The organism is Pseudomonas sp. FW300-N2A2, from assembly GCF_017351735.1.
GTDB classification, from domain to species: domain Bacteria; phylum Pseudomonadota; class Gammaproteobacteria; order Pseudomonadales; family Pseudomonadaceae; genus Aquipseudomonas; species Aquipseudomonas migulae.
Genome location: NZ_JACNDU010000002.1, coordinates 398542 through 414634 on the forward strand (window position 1 = coordinate 398542; position 16093 = coordinate 414634).

Here is a 16093-nt window from a genome sequence, read left to right on the forward strand (position 1 = left end):
TGCGACACGTGGTCTTATGATGCTGCGCGGCAAAGCAGGCATAATACCGCTCGCCTCCGACGGGGGGCGCTCCCACTTCAGATCCGGTCATCCCTTTGAACGAACTCCCTATGTCCCGCGCTTTACGCCCCTCGGCCTGTCCGGGGCTGCTGCGTATCGTCCAGGCCAGAGACGGCGGTATCTGCCGGATAAAACTGGCGGGCGGCACCCTCACTTCCGAGCAGGCAAACGCTGTCGCCGAAGGTGCACAGCGTTATGCCGGCTCAGTGATCGAGGCCACTAACCGGGCCAACCTGCAGATTCGCGGCATCGTCAAAGAGCAGGAAGCGTTGATCGAAAGTCTGCTCGCCGCAGGCCTTGGCCCTTCGCATGCGGCGGGCGACGATGTGCGTAATCTGATGTTGAGCCCGAGCGCGGGTATCGATCGGCAGATGCTGTTCGACACGCGTGAATTGGCCGCTCAGATCCTCGCCACCCTGCAAGGGCAAGAACGCTTTCACGACCTCAGCGCCAAATTCGCCGTGCAACTGGATGGCGGCGAACGCCTGGCGATGCTCGAACACCCCCACGATCTGTGGTTGTCCGCGGTCGAGCGAGAGGGCGAGCGATGGCTGGCTTTCGGTCTGGCGGGATGCCCCACCGATCAACCGGCCGGTCGTGTTCCACTGGAAGATGGCCACGCGCTGGTGGTCGCCGTGCTGGAGCTTTTCCTGGAACTGGCGGGACCTGAACACACGCGGATGCGCCACTTGCTGGTCGACGTCCCTCAAGCCGAATTTCTCGCTCGCCTCGCCGAACGACTGCCTTTCCAGCCCGTTAGCATCTGGCAACGTTCAGTCAGTAACGAGGTGCTGCACATTGGCGCGCACCCGCAGGCGCAAGCCGGTCATGTCTATGTCGGGGGCGTGCCGCCTCTCGGACGACTCGATAGCACCATGCTTCGGGGCGCCGCTCGACTGGCGCAGGAATACGGCGATGCAACGCTGCGGTTCACGCCATGGCAAAGCCTGTTGTTGCCGAACATTCACCACGACAACGCCGATGAAGTCATCCGCCGCCTGCACGCGTTGGGCCTGGTCTGCGATGCCGGTCAGGCCTTGTCGCGGTTGATTGCCTGCACTGGCTCGACGGGCTGCGCCAAGGGCCTGGCCGATACCAAGCAGGACGCTCTGCAACTGGCCGCGTTGCTGCAACGCCATGGCCAACTGCTGAGTGTGCATCTGAGTGGTTGCCCGCGATCCTGTGCCGCCGCGCACAGTGCGCCGGTCACTTTGCTGGCCGTCACCCCCGGTCATTACGACCTCTATTTTCGCGAAGCGGGGCAGCCGGGTTTCGGCACCCTGCACGCACGCAACCTTACTATTGAAGCGGTCGACGCCTTGCTCGACGCCCGCTCACGGAGCCCCCTTGATGCTTGATTACATCCGCGACGGTCAGGAGATCTATCGCAACTCCTTCGCGATCATTCGTGCCGAGGCCAACCTCGAGCGAATCCCGGCCGATCTGGAAAAACTCGCGGTGCGGGTGATACACGCCTGCGGCATGGTCGATGCGATTGACGGCCTGCAATTTTCGGAAGGTGCGGGCAAGGCCGGGCGCGATGCCTTGGCCGCCGGTGCACCGATCCTGTGTGATGCGCGGATGGTCTCCGAAGGCGTGACCCGCACGCGTTTACCCGCGAACAATGAAGTCATCTGCACCCTGCGCGATGAAAGCGTTCCGGAGCTTGCCCGTGAACTGGGCAACACCCGTTCCGCCGCCGCGCTGGAACTGTGGCGCCCGCACCTGGAAGGCAGCGTGGTGGTGATTGGCAACGCGCCGACCGCACTGTTTTATCTGCTGGAAATGCTCGACGCCGGCGCGCCGAAACCGGCGCTGATCCTTGGCTTCCCGGTGGGCTTCGTCGGTGCCGCCGAATCCAAGGCCGCACTCGCCGCCGACAGTCGCGGTGTGCCGTTCGTCATCATGCAAGGCCGGCTGGGCGGTAGCGCCATGGCAGCCGCCGCCGTCAATGCCCTCGCCACGGAGATCGAATGATGCAGCAACCTGGACGTTTGATCGGCCTCGGCGTCGGCCCCGGTGATCCGGAACTGATTACCGTCAAGGCCCTGCGCCTGCTGCGCGAATCGCCGGTGGTGGCGTACTTCGTTGCCAAGGGCAAAAAGGGCAACGCCTTCGGCATCATCGAAGCGCATTTGCAGGACGCTCAGACCCTGCTGCCGCTGGTGTATCCGGTGACCACCGAAGCCTTGCCGGCACCGTTGTCCTATGAAGAGGTGATCAGCGATTTCTACGATGCGGCCGGCGAAGAACTCGCCGCGCACCTGGATGCGGGCCGAGACGTGGCGGTGATCTGCGAAGGCGATCCGTTCTTCTACGGTTCCTACATGTACCTGCACGATCGTCTGGCCGAGCGATATGAGGCCGAAGTCGTGCCCGGTGTCTGTTCGATGCTCGGCGGCGCTTCGGTACTTGGCGCGCCGTTGGTGTATCGCAATCAAAGCCTGTCGGTGCTGTCCGGCGTATTGCCGCACGACGACCTCAAGCGGCGTCTCGCCGATGCGGATGCGGCCGTGATCATGAAGCTGGGGCGTAACTTCCCCAAAGTCCGTCAGGTGCTGGAAGAACTCGGGTTGGCAGAACGTGCGCTGTACGTCGAACGCGCGACCATGGCCAATCAGAAGATCGTACCGCTGGATCAGGTCGAGCCGATGTCCTCGCCGTACTTCTCGCTGATCATCGTTCCGGGTGAAAGGTGGCAAGGCTGATGACTCGTCCAGCTCCGGCGATTGTCATTCTCGGCAATGGCAGCCTCGCGACCGCGCGCAAGATTCAGCAGGTGTACCCGGGTGCCTTGATCCACGGTCTGGCCGAGCGGGTCGAGGGCGCGGACCGCATCTATCACGAGTTCGGCGCGACCCTGCGTGAGCTCTATCAGCAGGACACGCCGATCATTGCCCTGTGCGCCGCTGGCATCGTGATTCGCACTCTGGCGCCGTTGCTGCTGGAAAAGGGCGCCGAGCCACCGGTGCTGGCCGTTGCTGAAGACGGCAGCGCAGTGGTGCCGTTGCTGGGCGGTCTGGGCGGCGTGAACGTGCTGGCGCGAGAAATTGCGGCTGCACTGGACGTCGCGGCGGCGATCACCACCAGTGGCGAATTGCGCTTCGGCACCTGCCTGCTCAATCCACCCAGCGGTTATGCCCTGGGCGATCTCGAACTGGGCAAGCGCTTCGTTTCCGATTTGCTGGCCGGTGAAACGGTGCGCATCGAAGGCGCGGCCCCGTGGTTGGCGCAGGCGCAGTTGCCCGAGGACCCGCAGGCGCGGCTGGCCGTTCACGTCGGTCATGCCGAGCGTGCGCCGGCGGCCAACGAGCTGTTGATCTATCCGCGCAACGTGTTGGTGGCCGTCGGTACCGGCGTGGCGGATCTGCCGGGTGCGATTCGCGAGGCGTTGCATCAGGCAAAAATCGCCGTGCAATCGGTGGCCTGTCTGCTGGCTGCCGATAGCGAAATGTCGAGTGTGGCGCTGCGTGAAGCGGCGCTTGAGCTGGGTGTGCCGCTGCGTTTTGGCAACGATGTCGGCGCAGTCAGTGAGCTGGCACGCAACGCGCTCGGTCAGTCTGTGAAGATCTTCGGCGATGACACCCTTGCAATCGCGGTGGCCGGGCAACCTCTGGACCCATTGTCGATCGGGCGTCCTCGCGGTCGCTTGGCGGTGATCGGTCTTGGCCCTGGTGCTGCCGAGCTGATGGTGCCGGCGGTCAAGGCCGAACTGGCGCGCGCCAATGATGTGCTCGGTTACGAAACCTATGTGCGCATGGCCGGCCCGTTCCGTGCGGATCAAGTCATGCATTGCACCGATAACCGCGAAGAGATGCAGCGTGCGCGCCACGCATTTGAACTGGCGGCGCAAGGACGGTCGGTGGTGGTGGTTTCTTCCGGTGATCCGGGAGTGTTCGCCATGGCGGCTGCGGTGCTCGAAGCCCTTCACGAGTCCAGCAATGCCGCGTGGCACAACGTCGATCTGGAAATTCTTCCGGGGGTTTCTGCTTCGCTGGCGACGGCTGCTCAGGCCGGTGCGCCGCTGGGGCATGACTTCTGTGTGTTGTCGCTGTCGGACAACCTCAAGCCCTGGGAGATCATCGAGAAGCGTCTGGACCTTGCATCACAGGCCGACCTCGCCCTGGCGTTCTACAACCCGATTTCACGGTCCCGTCCATGGCAACTTGGCCGGGCGCTGGAGATCGTCGCGCGATACCGCACACCTGCGACACCGGTGGTGTTAGGGCGTGACATCGGTCGCCCGGGGCAGACGCTACGAGTGACGACGCTTGGCCAGTTGACCCCGGACCAGGTGGATATGCGCACCATGGTCCTGGTGGGTTCGTCTACGACCTGCGTGTTTTCGCGTATGGGGGGCGGTGACTGGGTGTACACGCCGCGTTGGTATGGAGAAAAGCCTGCCACCTGAAGCGTTGCGCTTCGCTAAAAAAAGCCACGGCCGGGTTTCCACTCGATTTGCCGTGGCTTTTTCTTTGCGCTGTCGTAAAAAACATTCGCCGTAGGGTGTAGGTTAATTCCTGAATGAATAGAGGGTATTTATCTTCTAGCGCTTTTGGTGAGTCGGATTATTTACCTTCCTGTGTAAGTTTGGTTCTTGTTTTTTAATGGGGCGTGCAGGCGTGTGCGGATCTATTGGGGTTTGCCGTTGTTTGGTTTTTATTGATTTGTTGTAATTGATTATGGGTTGTTACATCTCGGTATTTATAGATTGTTTTGTGGCTTTTTTATAAGTTCTGGTGCTGTTGAATCTATCCGGTGGGTGCGATAGTTTTTTCGACGGAGCCAGTTCGGCTTCTATATATATTTGAATTTAAGGTTTATAAGATGAATAAAATGAATGAAGCAGAAGCCAGTCTTTATTTCGATCAATGTCTTGAACAGTGTCGAGCCAAGCTTGAACTTGCCGGTCCGAAAATCCAGGCGCGCTCTGCAGTAAAGTTGCCGATTGATCGGGATGAATTGAATGCCGCCATCATGGGCAGTGGCATCGTTGGTTTTCTGGAGGGGATGTCGAGGCGTAACAAACGCATTGTAAAAAACACCTACGCCTATGCCGATATTGCCTCAAAACTTCTATTTCCGGGGAAGGCAGAGAAGGTTGCTCGCTACGAGTGCTTTAAAAAATTGCTGTTTGCCACGGGCTGGACTGAGTATCACAGTGCGTTCACTCAGTACAAGTCAAGTACTGCCAAGTTGACGATGGATAATGTTGCGCTGGATATTGTTTATTCTGTCGCCGGTGGCGTTGCGGGTTCTGCTGGGGGCGCGTTGAAAGTTGTAGCGGAAAAAACCATTGAGGCGCTGAAAAAGCAACCTGATGCGGTCAAGCTATTTGAACGTCATGCTGTCGAATCCAGTGGTGCGAACTTCGGTGTGTCTGTGTGCAAACAAGACGAAGACGCTGAAGTTACGATGGCCGTAGGCACAGTGCGTTACGACTCATCGGTCAACAATGCCAAAGTTATTTTTGTCGAATGGAACAGCTCTGACGTTGAGATGTATCAAGGTAAAGCGCTCTTTACCATTCATGAGGAGGACTTGCGCAAAGAGGCTGAGTGCATCAAATACCTCGACGATCTTCGCGAGGCTGTGTTCATGGAGTTTTCGCCTGTTTAAAAGAACCGGGTTGCCAGAGGCATCAAGCCTCTGGCATTCCATCGTCCTACGGCACCAGATACCCTTTCACACCGGTGAAAATGATCTGCGCCGCCAGTGCACACACAAACAACCCCATCAGCCGACTGACAATCTGCAAGCCCTGGTCGCCAAGAATGCGTTCGATGCGGTTCGACAGGTAAAGCACCACACCGACGGTAAAGCTGGCCAGGGCAATGCTGAGGATGGCGGTGAGCTTGTCATCCCAGTGGGGCTGGCTCACGCCCATCACCAGCAAGGCGCCGATGGTGCCGGGGCCGACGGTCAGGGGGATGGTCAGCGGGACGATGGTGACGTCCTGCTGCACGTTATCGGTCTGGACCGCCGACTTGCCTTGGGCCATGCCCAGCGCAGAGATAAACAGCACGCTGCCGGCACCGATGCGGAACGCATCCACGGTAATGCCGAAAACACTGAAAATGTACCGTCCGAACAAGTACAGCAAGACACTGGAAATCAGTGTGGCCGTTGCCACTTTCCAGGCCAGCCGCCGTTGTTCCTTGCGCGAATAACCGCGGGTCAGGCTGATGAAACAGGACAACACGAAGAACGGGCTGTAGAGCACCAGCATCTTCAGGTAAACGCTGAACAACACGTGGAGCATGATGCAGGCTCACTGGCGAGAGAAGTCGTGGGGGAGTCTATCAGGCGTTGCAGGGTCTGTCGGCTCAGGACGGTTGTGTTGCCGTCCGTTGCTGCTGATCGCGCTGGGCAACCCAATGTTCGATCAGCTCGCGCAACTGCGACAGCTCGACCGGTTTGGCCATGTGGCCGTCCATGCCGGCCTGACGTGCGCGCTCTTTATGCTCGGCGAGGATGTGTGCGGTCAATGCCACCACGGGGGTGCGAATCCGTTGGTTGCCGACTTCCCAGGCACGCAATTGCTGGGTGGCCGAGAAACCGTCGAGGATCGGCATTTCACAATCCATCAGCACCAGGTCGTAACGTTGGGCTTTCATTGCTTGCAAGGCTTCTTCGCCATTGCTGGCGGTGTCCGGTTGCAGGTTGAGTTTGCCCAGCATGCCGCGAATCACCTTGGTCGAGATGCTGTTGTCTTCGGCCACCAGAATGCGGAAGTCGCTGGGAACCTTGACCGGCAGGGTCGGGCCGGTGGATGGGAACTGCGATACCGCGAGGCCCTTGTTGCGTTGATTCAGTTCATCCGCCAGCGTGGTCTTCAGGGTGTAGCCGGCCACCGGTTTGGCGAGGATGCGTTTGATCCCGGAGTTGCGCGCGATGATCTTGCTCGGCGCATTACTGATGCCCGTGAGCATGATCAGCAGGATGTCGTGGTTCAGGCTCGGGTCTTCCTTGATCTTGGCCGCCAGTTGCATGCCGGTCATGCCGGGCATGTTCTGGTCCAGCAGGACCACGTCGAAGTAATCGCGCAGGTGAGCCTTGGTGCGCAGCAGCGCCAGGGCTTCCTTGCCGGACGGCACCGCACTGACATTCAGGCCCCAGGCACTGCACTGCTGCACCAGCACCTTGCGGCAAGTGTCGTTGTCGTCCACCACCAATACCCGTGCGCCTTGCAGCGGGCCATCGAGGTCGGACGTCGGGTGTTCGAGGCGGTCGGGGTCCAGCGGCAAGGTCAGCCATAAGGTGCTGCCCTGGCTGGCGCCGCTCTTGATGCCGAATTCCCCTTGCATCAGGCGAATCAACTGACGGGCGATCACCAGCCCCAGGTTGCCGCCCAGGCGGGTGGTCGAGAGGAAGTTCTTGCTGTGCAGTTCGGCGTGCATCAGCGCGTCGCGTTCTTCGGCATCCATCGGCTCGCCACTGTCTTGTACGGCAATGCGCAAACGCGGTTTGGCCGTGCGCTCGTCGAGGGCGACGACAATCAGGATCTCGCCTTCGTCGGTTTTCTTCAGGGCGTTTTCCAGCAGGCTCAGCAGCGTCTGGCGCAGGCGCGTCGGGTCACCGCTGATGACCCGCGGCACTTGTGGCTGGATAAAGCTGATCAGCTCGACGTTCTGCTGTTCGGCCTTGGCGCGGAAGATACTCAGGCAGTCTTCGATCAGTGCATTGAGATCGAACTGCACATCGTCGAGCTCGATTTGCCCGGATTCGAGCTTGGAGATGTCGAGAATCTCGTTGATCAGGGTCAGCAGTTCGTTGCCGGCGCTGTGAATGGTTTGCACATAATCGCGCTGCTTGACCGAGAGTGGCGTGCCCAACAACAGTTCGGTCATGCCCAGTACGCCATTCATCGGGGTACGGATTTCATGACTGATCTTCGCCAGGAATTCGGCCTTGGCATTGATCTCGGCGTTGCTGGCGGCCAGATCGCGGCTGACGCTGAAACGGTCTTCGGTGATGCTGCGCTGGCGTTCGCTCAGGGCAATGCTCATCAACAGGCCGCTGATGCAAATGAACACCAGCAGGGCAATGATCAGGCCTTGCGGTTCTACCAGCGTCAGGCCCAGCAGCGCCGGCAGGATAATCAGCGTGCCGACGTTGAACACCACCATGGCGGCCACGAACAGTCGGGCCGGGCGATAGCCTTTTTGCCAGTGCCAGGCGCTGACGAACAACATGGTGAGGCCCGCGAGGGCGACCAGCGCGTAGGTGATGATGTTCAGCGGCAGCGTGTTGACGAACAACAGCAGCAGACCGCAAGCCACAATGAACAGGATGTCGCCCAGCAGCAGCTTGTTCAGCGGGTGCGGGCCGAGCGGGGCGAAGAAACGGTAGGCAAACATCAGCCCGCACGGTGCGGTCAGCAGCAGGGCGAGGTAAGCGCCCGGGGTTTGCACCGCATGCCAGTCCGACAGCCATGGGCCCGCGAGATTCAGCAGCAGCGCCAGGCTGATCATCAGCAGCGCTTCACAACCTGCCAGCCACAGGCTGCTGCGCGAGCGGGTGTAAGCGTAACGGATCAGGTTGTGCAGGATCAGCATCCCGATGCAGCCGAACAGCAGACCGTAAATCAGCGTCTGGCTCTGATTGGCTGCGGTCATGATTGCCGATTGCAGGGTGATGTAAGGCCGCATCTGGTGGTCGGACACCAGGCGCAGGTAGACGTCGAGGGGTTTGTCGCTTTGCGGCAACGGCAACATGAAGTCGCTGTTGGGTAACGGCCGTTCTGCCTGAGGCTGTTCGGTGCCGGTGTTCAATTGCTCGATCAGCTTGTCGCCGTCCAGCACATAAAGATTGAGGTGCGACAGGTCGGGAGCGAACACCCGCAGCAACTGCTCATGCTTGCCGGGTGCCAGCCTGAAGCGTAGCCAGAGTGCACCACCGGGCTCGGCCGCGGTGAGGCGTTCGAGTTCGATGGGGCTGAATTGATTGGTGAAACGAGCGGAACGGATGTCGCTGAGTTGCAGGTCGCCCTGTTCGTCAAGCAATAGCGCCCAGCCACTGCCTTGCGCGGCCTGGGCCGAAAGCATGCAGAGCAGCGTCAGCAGCGTGACTGTGAAACCTATGGCAATCCTGAGCCAGCGCACGGCGAAATCCCTTCGTAGGTTGATGCCAGAATATAACTATGCGCGGCGCCGGAATAGTCCGGCAAGGGCCTGAATCCCAAGCCCTGCCGAATGGATCGCTTATTCCTGATTTTCGCCACGCTCACGGGCAATGGCACGGTAGCCAATGTCCTTGCGATAGAAGCAGCCTTCCCAGTCAATCTTCGCGGCCAGCTTGTAAGCCTGCTGCTGGGCAGCATCGACGCTGGCACCCATGGCAGTGGCGCAAAGCACCCGACCGCCGGCCGTCACCACTTGACCGTCCTTGAGCGCAGTACCGGCGTGGAAGACTTTGCCTTCCAGCGCTGCGGCTGCATCCAGACCGTTGATGGCGACGCCTTTAGCGTAGTCGCCAGGATAGCCGCCTGCCGCCAAAACAATACCGACGCTCGGACGTGGATCCCATTGGGCTTCGACCTTGTCCAGCGCTTGCGCCAGGGCCGCCTCGACCAGCAACACCAGGCTCGACTGCAAGCGCAGCATAACCGGTTGGGTCTCAGGGTCGCCGAAACGGCAGTTGAATTCGATGACTTTTGGGTTACCAGCCTTGTCGATCATCAGGCCAGCATAGAGGAAGCCCGTGTAAACATTGCCTTCCTCGGCCATGCCGCGCACGGTCGGCCAGATCACCAGGTCCATGACGCGCTTGTGCACTTCGCTGGTGACGACTGGCGCAGGGGAGTAAGCACCCATGCCGCCGGTGTTCGGGCCGGTGTCGCCGTCGCCGACGCGTTTGTGGTCCTGGCTGGTGGCCATCGGCAGTACGTTCTTGCCGTCGACCATGACGATGAAGCTGGCTTCTTCGCCGTCCAGGAATTCTTCGATGACCACGCGCGAACCGGCTTCGCCAAACGCGTTACCCGCGAGCATGTCGCGCACGGCGTCTTCGGCTTCGGCCAGTGTCATGGCAACGATCACGCCTTTACCGGCGGCCAGGCCATCGGCCTTGATCACGATCGGTGCGCCTTTTTCACGCAGATAAGCCAGGGCTGGCTCGATCTCGGTGAAGTTCTGGTAGTCGGCGGTCGGGATCTTGTGGCGTGCCAGGAAATCCTTGGTGAAGGCTTTCGAACCTTCCAGCTGCGCGGCGCCAGCGGTCGGACCGAAGCAGTCCAGGCCACGGGAGCGGAACAGGTCGACGACGCCGGCAACCAGCGGCACTTCCGGACCGACGATGGTCAGGGAAACGTTTTTCTCGGCGAAGTCGGCGAGTTGCTCCAGTGCGAGCACATCGATAGCGACGTTTTCGCACTTGGCTTCAATGGCGGTGCCGGCGTTGCCCGGAGCCACGAAAACTTTCTGCACGCGCGGATCCTGAGCCACTTTCCAGGCCAGGGCGTGTTCACGGCCACCGCTGCCAATGATCAAAACATTCATTTCAAAAACCTCGGATGACGCTAATTCTGTTGAGCGCCGCAAGGGCGCTTTTCTGTGGGAGCTGGCCTGCCGGCGATGCAAACAACTCGGTTTATCGGCTAAACCGAGGGGATGCTATCGCTGGCAGGCCAGCTCCCACAGTTGATCGTCGTGCTTAGTGACGGAAGTGGCGCATGCCGGTGAACACCATGGCGATGCCGGCTTCATCAGCTGCTGCAATCACTTCGTTGTCACGCATCGAGCCGCCTGGCTGGATCACCGCAGTGATGCCGACCTTGGCCGCGTTGTCCAGACCGTCGCGGAACGGGAAGAACGCGTCGGATGCCATGACCGAACCCGCTACCTGCAAGCCGGCATGTTCAGCCTTGATCGCGGCAATGCGCGCGGAGTTCACGCGGCTCATCTGGCCTGCGCCGACACCGATGGTCTGACGGTTCTTGGCGTAGACGATGGCGTTGGATTTAACGTACTTGGCGACTTTCCAGGCGAAGATCAGGTCGTGGATTTCCTGTTCGGTCGGTGCACGCTTGGTCACGACTTTCAGGTCATCGGCGCTGATCATGCCGATGTCGCGGCTCTGTACCAGCAGGCCACCGTTGACGCGTTTGTAGTCCCAGGCAGCAGCGCGGTCAGCCGACCACTCGCCGCAGGCCAGCAGGCGCACGTTGGCTTTTGCCGCGACGATGGCGCGGGCTTCTTCGCTGACGCTCGGGGCGATGATCACTTCGACGAACTGACGCTCGACGATCGCCTTGGCGGTCTCGGCATCCAGCTCGCGGTTGAAGGCGATGATGCCGCCGAACGCGGATTCAGTGTCGGTGGCGTAGGCCAGTTCGTAGGCCTGACGGATGCCGCCTTCGGCGTCCGGGCTCACGGCAACACCACACGGGTTGGCGTGTTTGACGATTACGCAGGCCGGCTTGACGAAGCTCTTCACACATTCCAGCGCGGCGTCGGTGTCGGCCACGTTGTTGTAGGACAGCTCCTTGCCTTGCAGTTGGGTCGCGGTGGCGATACCGACTTCGGCAGGCTTGGCTTCAACGTAGAACGCCGCGCTCTGGTGCGGGTTCTCGCCGTAGCGCATTTCCTGAGCCTTGATGAACTGGCTGTTGAAGGTGCGCGGGAACTCGCTGCGACCTTCGGTGCTGAGGGTGTCAGCGGCCTGGTTCACGGTGCCCATGTAGTTGGCGATCATGCCGTCGTAGGCAGCAGTGTGTTCGAAGGCCTTGAGCATCAGGTCGAAACGCTGAGCGTAGGTCAGGCCGCCGGCCTTCAGGCTTTCCAGCACGTTGGCGTAGTCGCTGGCATTCACCACGATGGCCACGTCTTTATGGTTTTTTGCCGCGGAACGGACCATGGTCGGGCCGCCGATGTCGATGTTCTCGATGGCGGTCGGCAGGTCACAGCCTGGCTTGTTGATGGTGGCTTCGAACGGGTACAGGTTGACGGCCACCAGATCGATCGGCTTGATGCCGTGTTCGTTCATGATCGCGTCGTCGATACCGCGACGACCGAGGATCCCGCCGTGGATTTTCGGGTGCAGGGTTTTCACCCGACCGTCCATCATTTCTGCGAAACCGGTGTAATCCGCGACTTCCACTGCGGCAACGCCGTTGTCTCGCAGCAGCTTGAACGTTCCGCCGGTGGAGAGGATCTCGACGCCCAGGGCTTCAAGCTCTTTGGCGAATTCGAGGATCCCGGTCTTGTCGGAAACGCTGATCAAGGCGCGGCGGATCGGCAGGCGGGTAGTCTGGTCGGTCATTTCAATTTCCATCAAAAGCAAAGGAGTCAGCAAAAAAGGCGACCGTTTTTACGCGGGCGCCTTTCTGGTTTGATTGAATGCTTACAGCAAATCGTACTGCTTGAGTTTCTTGCGCAGGGTGCCTCGGTTCAGCCCGAGCAGCTCGCTGGCCTTGGTCTGGTTACCCTTGACGTAGTTCATCACGCACTCGAGCAGGGGCGCCTCGACTTCGGAGAGCACCAGGTTGTACACATCCGTGACGGCAGCGCCCTCAAGGTGGGCGAAATAATTGTGCAGCGCCTTCTCGACACTCCCGCGAAGGGTCTGGCCTTCTTCGCTCGGCGTATTGAGGTGCTGTTTCAAATTCACGTTGTCGCTCACGGGTGTTGTTCCACTCACTAAAGTCTCGGTCATCATCGTCATGCGGCCACCTCTTCTCCGTCCCCTGTCAGGCTCTTGTAACGTTCGGCGAAGAAGCCCTGAACGTTGGCGCATTGTGCTTCCGTATCTTCCAAACGATTGAAGTGGGCGCGAAACTCCCTGGCGCCCGGCAAGGTTGCGAGATACCAGCCCACATGCTTCCGAGCGATCCGGACACCCATGACATCTCCATAGAAGACGTGCAGTGCGGCCAGATGCTCTAGCAGAATGCGTTCCACCTCGATCAGCTCCAGCGCCGGGAGTTTCTCGCCGGTACGCAGGAAATGGTCGATCTCGCGAAAAATCCATGGCCGCCCCTGGGCAGCCCGTCCAACCAACAGTCCATCGGCACCGGTCGCGTCGAGCACGTAGCGGGCCTTTTCCGGCGAATCGATGTCGCCATTGGCGAAGACCGGCATCGACACCGCCTGCTTGATCGCGGCAATGGTGTCGTACTCGGCTTCACCGGTGTACAGATCGGCACGGGTGCGGCCATGGACCGCCAACGCCGTAATGCCTGCCTGCTCGGCGATCTTCGCCACCGTCAGACCGTTCTTGTTGTCCCGGTCCCAGCCGGTACGGATCTTCAAGGTAACCGGCACATCAACCGCAGCCACCACGGCCTGCAGGATCTCGGTCACCAGTGCTTCATCCTTCAACAATGCGGAACCGGCGGCCTTGTTGCAGACCTTCTTTGCCGGACAGCCCATGTTGATATCAATAATCTGTGCGCCCAGTTCGACGTTGGCCCTGGCCGCATCCGCCAGCATCTGTGCATCACCACCGGCGATCTGCACCGAGCGTGGCTCGGGATCACCTTCGTGGATCATGCGCATGCGCGATTTGCGGGTGTTCCACAAACTCATGTCGCTGGTGACCATTTCCGAGACTACAAGTCCTGCGCCCAGTCGCTTGCACAGCTGACGAAAGGGTTGGTCGGTGACACCCGCCATAGGGGCGAGAATCAAGCCGTTGTGCAATGTGTATGGACCGATGCGTACCGCCGACATAGGACTTTCCAGTTGTGGGGCCGGATCATGAGAGTTCGAAAAAGGGTTGGCATGATACCCGCTCTCGATGACTGGATAAAGGCTGAATTGAACAAAATCTGAACAGTTATTCTGTTATTGCCAGCAGTTTGGTATGAGCGGTCTCTGCCAGAAATGTGCCGTCAAACCCGTAACACTGAAGCGTTTCACTCGGGTGAGTGAAAGCTCAGGCTGTAGTTCACGGCTTTGGCGCCTGGGTCGAGGATGTCCAGGGCGATGTGGATCGGCGTTTGCGGCGGCATTTCCGCCATGCCTTCGAGATCGCCGTTGAGGTACTCGCCAGGCTTGAAGCGGCGGCTGGCGATCAGGTGACCGTTGAGGTCGGCAAAGCGCAGCTCCAGCAACGGGAACGGCTGGGAGAAGGGCGCGCGGTTGTAGATGATCGCGTCGACCACCAGCGCGCCATTGAATTCCGGATGGCTGCGCACCACCAGGTTGCTGCTCTTGATTTTCGCGATGTCGACTTTCGACGGCACGGTGCAGCCGATTTGCGGGCAGAACTGCTGGAACCACGGACGGTACTGATCCTGACGAGCCAGTTCGTCAAAATGGTAAGCGATGTATTGACCCGCGAGTGCGCCAGCGCCGAGCAGGATCAGCAGCAACCAGAAAAACCGTCGGCCCCAGGGTGAGCGGCGTTTTTGCCAGTCAAGTTGCAACGGGTCATCGGTCAGGTCTTGCAGCACCTCGGCACGTACGCCCGGTTCGCTGCGTTCACGGCGTTTGCGCAGCGGCTCGATCGAAGGCAGGTCGTCGTCGATATCGTCACTGGCGTCGGTGGCTGACAGGCGTTCGTGATGGAGCGGGGCGTCGAGTGGATCGTTCAGGCGCAGTTGCGGCGGCAGAGTCTCGTCGTCCAGTTCCACGGGTTCCAGGGACAGCGAGGGTTCGGTGCGCGAAGGTTTGCTCGGTTCGATCGCCGGCTCGGGCGTGAGGGGGACTTCGGCAGCTTCTGTCGCTTGCGCCGCTTCGGCGCGATCGGCGGCGGATTCGCTGAACAGGCTGTCGGACCACGGCTCTTCGTCGTGCTCGGCGCTATCGCGGCGGGCGCTCAGGCTGTCTTCGCGGTGGCGACCGAATTCGGTGGTCGGCTGGATTTCCCGCTGTTCCAGTCGAGCGAGTTCTTCATCCAGGTCCAGGCTGTCCAGGTCCAGTTCGGCTGCAGTCCACTGCTTCTGGCTGATGGCCCGAGGTTCTGGCTCGGCTGTCTCGACGATGGCCGGAGCCGCCGGGGGGATCACTTCCTTGCCTGCCTGCTCAAGCAGTTGCTTGGCGGCGTTGAACACCTGCAGGCACGAGCCGCAACGAACCACTCCACGGGCCACGCTCAACTGAGCATGGCTGACGCGGAAGCTGGTTTGGCAATGCGGGCACTGGGTGACGAAGCTGTCGGTCATGCGGCGATCCGGATTATGCAGGCGCTCATTCTAGCGCCGACGGCCAGTGATGCGCACCCAGCCATCGCGATTGGCGATCGGGTCCAGATCGAAGTCCTGCGCGTAGGCGGCGGCTACTTCATCACCTTGCTCGGCGAGGATGCCCGACAGCGCCAGGCGACCACCCGGCTTGACCAGGCTCGACAGTTGCGGTGCGAGGGAGACCAGCGGGCCGGCGAGGATGTTGGCCACCAGTACATCGGCCTTAACCTGTGGCAGATCTTCCGGCAGATACAGCGGGAAGAGCGCATCGGCGATGTTGTTGCGACCGGCGTTGTCGCGCGAGGCTTCCAGCGCCTGCACGTCGATGTCAGTGCCGACGGCTTCCTTGGCGCCGAGCAGCAGGGCGGCAATCGCCAGGATCCCCGAGCCGCAACCGAAGTCCAGCACGTTGCAGTCTTTCAGGTCCTGACCGTCGAGCCATTCCAGGCACAGCGCGGTGGTCGGGTGCGTGCCGGTGCCGAACGCGAGGCCCGGATCCAGCAGAATGTTCACGGCGTCGGGTTCAGGCGCGGCGTGCCAGCTCGGCACGATCCACAGGCGTTGGCCGAAGCGCATTGGCTGGAAATCGTCCATCCAGCTGCGTTCCCAGTCCTGGTCTTCGATGACTTCGCTGTGATGCTCGGGCAGCGGGCTGCCGGTCAGCAGCTCCAGATGCGCCAGGACCGAAGCGGCTTCGGTGCCGCCTTCGAACAGGGCCAGCAGGTGCGTGTGCGACCACAGCGGGGTGGTGTTGAGTTCCGGCTCGAAGATCGGCTGGTCTTCGGCGTCCATGAAAGTCACCGACACGGCGCCCACTTCAAGGAAAGCGTCTTCGTAGGTTTCGGCTTGTTCTGGGCTGATGGCGAGACGGACTTGCAGCCAAGGCATGGCGGGCACCTTTGAAAA

At 60.6% G+C, this 16093-nt stretch carries 13 protein-coding genes; 5 read left to right on the top strand and 8 right to left on the bottom strand.

The genetic code is table 11. From position 1 onward, the window contains the following. The first annotated feature begins 110 nt into the window (after positions 1–110). The 5 genes from cobG to J4E42_RS05310 all read left to right on the top strand — a co-directional run bounded on the left by cobG (position 111) and on the right by J4E42_RS05310 (position 5679). On the top strand, positions 111–1418 hold the full coding sequence (gene cobG / locus J4E42_RS05290; protein WP_207284762.1) for a precorrin-3B synthase: 1308 nt from the start codon (positions 111–113) through the stop codon (positions 1416–1418). Next, positions 1411–2037, top strand: a complete 627-nt coding sequence (locus J4E42_RS05295) for a precorrin-8X methylmutase (RefSeq protein WP_008038718.1) — start codon at positions 1411–1413, stop codon at positions 2035–2037. Before cobG ends, J4E42_RS05295 begins: the two co-directional genes overlap by 8 nt. Then, positions 2037–2768: a precorrin-2 C(20)-methyltransferase gene (locus tag J4E42_RS05300; RefSeq protein WP_032828913.1), complete on the top strand. Its 732-nt coding sequence runs from the start codon at positions 2037–2039 to the stop codon at positions 2766–2768. Before J4E42_RS05295 ends, J4E42_RS05300 begins: the two co-directional genes overlap by 1 nt. After that, positions 2768–4471, top strand: a complete 1704-nt coding sequence (cobJ, locus tag J4E42_RS05305; RefSeq protein WP_207284763.1) for a precorrin-3B C(17)-methyltransferase — start codon at positions 2768–2770, stop codon at positions 4469–4471. The genes J4E42_RS05300 and cobJ overlap by 1 nt, the downstream gene beginning before the upstream one ends. A 416-nt stretch (positions 4472–4887) precedes the next feature. Beyond that, complete coding sequence (locus J4E42_RS05310) at positions 4888–5679, top strand: hypothetical protein (protein WP_207284764.1); 792 nt, start codon at positions 4888–4890, stop codon at positions 5677–5679. Between the two features lie 46 nt (positions 5680–5725). Here J4E42_RS05310 and J4E42_RS05315 read toward each other — a convergent pair whose 3' ends face one another. From J4E42_RS05315 to prmA, 8 genes are all read right to left on the bottom strand, one after another. Beyond that, on the bottom strand, positions 5726–6322 hold the full coding sequence (locus tag J4E42_RS05315) for a MarC family protein (RefSeq protein ID WP_008031249.1): 597 nt from the start codon (positions 6320–6322) through the stop codon (positions 5726–5728). 64 nt (positions 6323–6386) lie between these two features. Continuing rightward, positions 6387–9164 (bottom strand): hybrid sensor histidine kinase/response regulator, encoded by a 2778-nt coding sequence (locus tag J4E42_RS05320; protein ID WP_207284765.1) that lies wholly within the window; start codon positions 9162–9164, stop codon positions 6387–6389. A gap of 99 nt (positions 9165–9263) precedes the next feature. Then, positions 9264–10559 (bottom strand): phosphoribosylamine--glycine ligase, encoded by a 1296-nt coding sequence (gene purD / locus J4E42_RS05325; RefSeq protein ID WP_008038723.1) that lies wholly within the window; start codon positions 10557–10559, stop codon positions 9264–9266. Positions 10560–10713: 154 nt separating this feature from the next. Further along, positions 10714–12321, bottom strand: coding sequence for a bifunctional phosphoribosylaminoimidazolecarboxamide formyltransferase/IMP cyclohydrolase (gene purH / locus J4E42_RS05330; protein WP_008038724.1), 1608 nt, complete (start codon positions 12319–12321; stop codon positions 10714–10716). Between the two features lie 81 nt (positions 12322–12402). Further along, positions 12403–12723: a DNA-binding transcriptional regulator Fis gene (fis, locus tag J4E42_RS05335; RefSeq protein ID WP_007907419.1), complete on the bottom strand. Its 321-nt coding sequence runs from the start codon at positions 12721–12723 to the stop codon at positions 12403–12405. Continuing rightward, positions 12720–13730 (bottom strand): tRNA dihydrouridine synthase DusB, encoded by a 1011-nt coding sequence (gene dusB / locus J4E42_RS05340; RefSeq protein ID WP_150633367.1) that lies wholly within the window; start codon positions 13728–13730, stop codon positions 12720–12722. The genes fis and dusB overlap by 4 nt, the downstream gene beginning before the upstream one ends. 185 nt (positions 13731–13915) lie before the next feature. Further along, a complete protein-coding gene (locus J4E42_RS05345; protein WP_207284766.1) occupies positions 13916–15166 on the bottom strand; it encodes a DUF3426 domain-containing protein in 1251 nt (416 codons plus the stop codon). Positions 15167–15196: 30 nt separating this feature from the next. Next, complete coding sequence (gene prmA, locus J4E42_RS05350; protein ID WP_008031261.1) at positions 15197–16075, bottom strand: 50S ribosomal protein L11 methyltransferase; 879 nt, start codon at positions 16073–16075, stop codon at positions 15197–15199. Between the last annotated feature and the right edge of the window lie 18 nt (positions 16076–16093).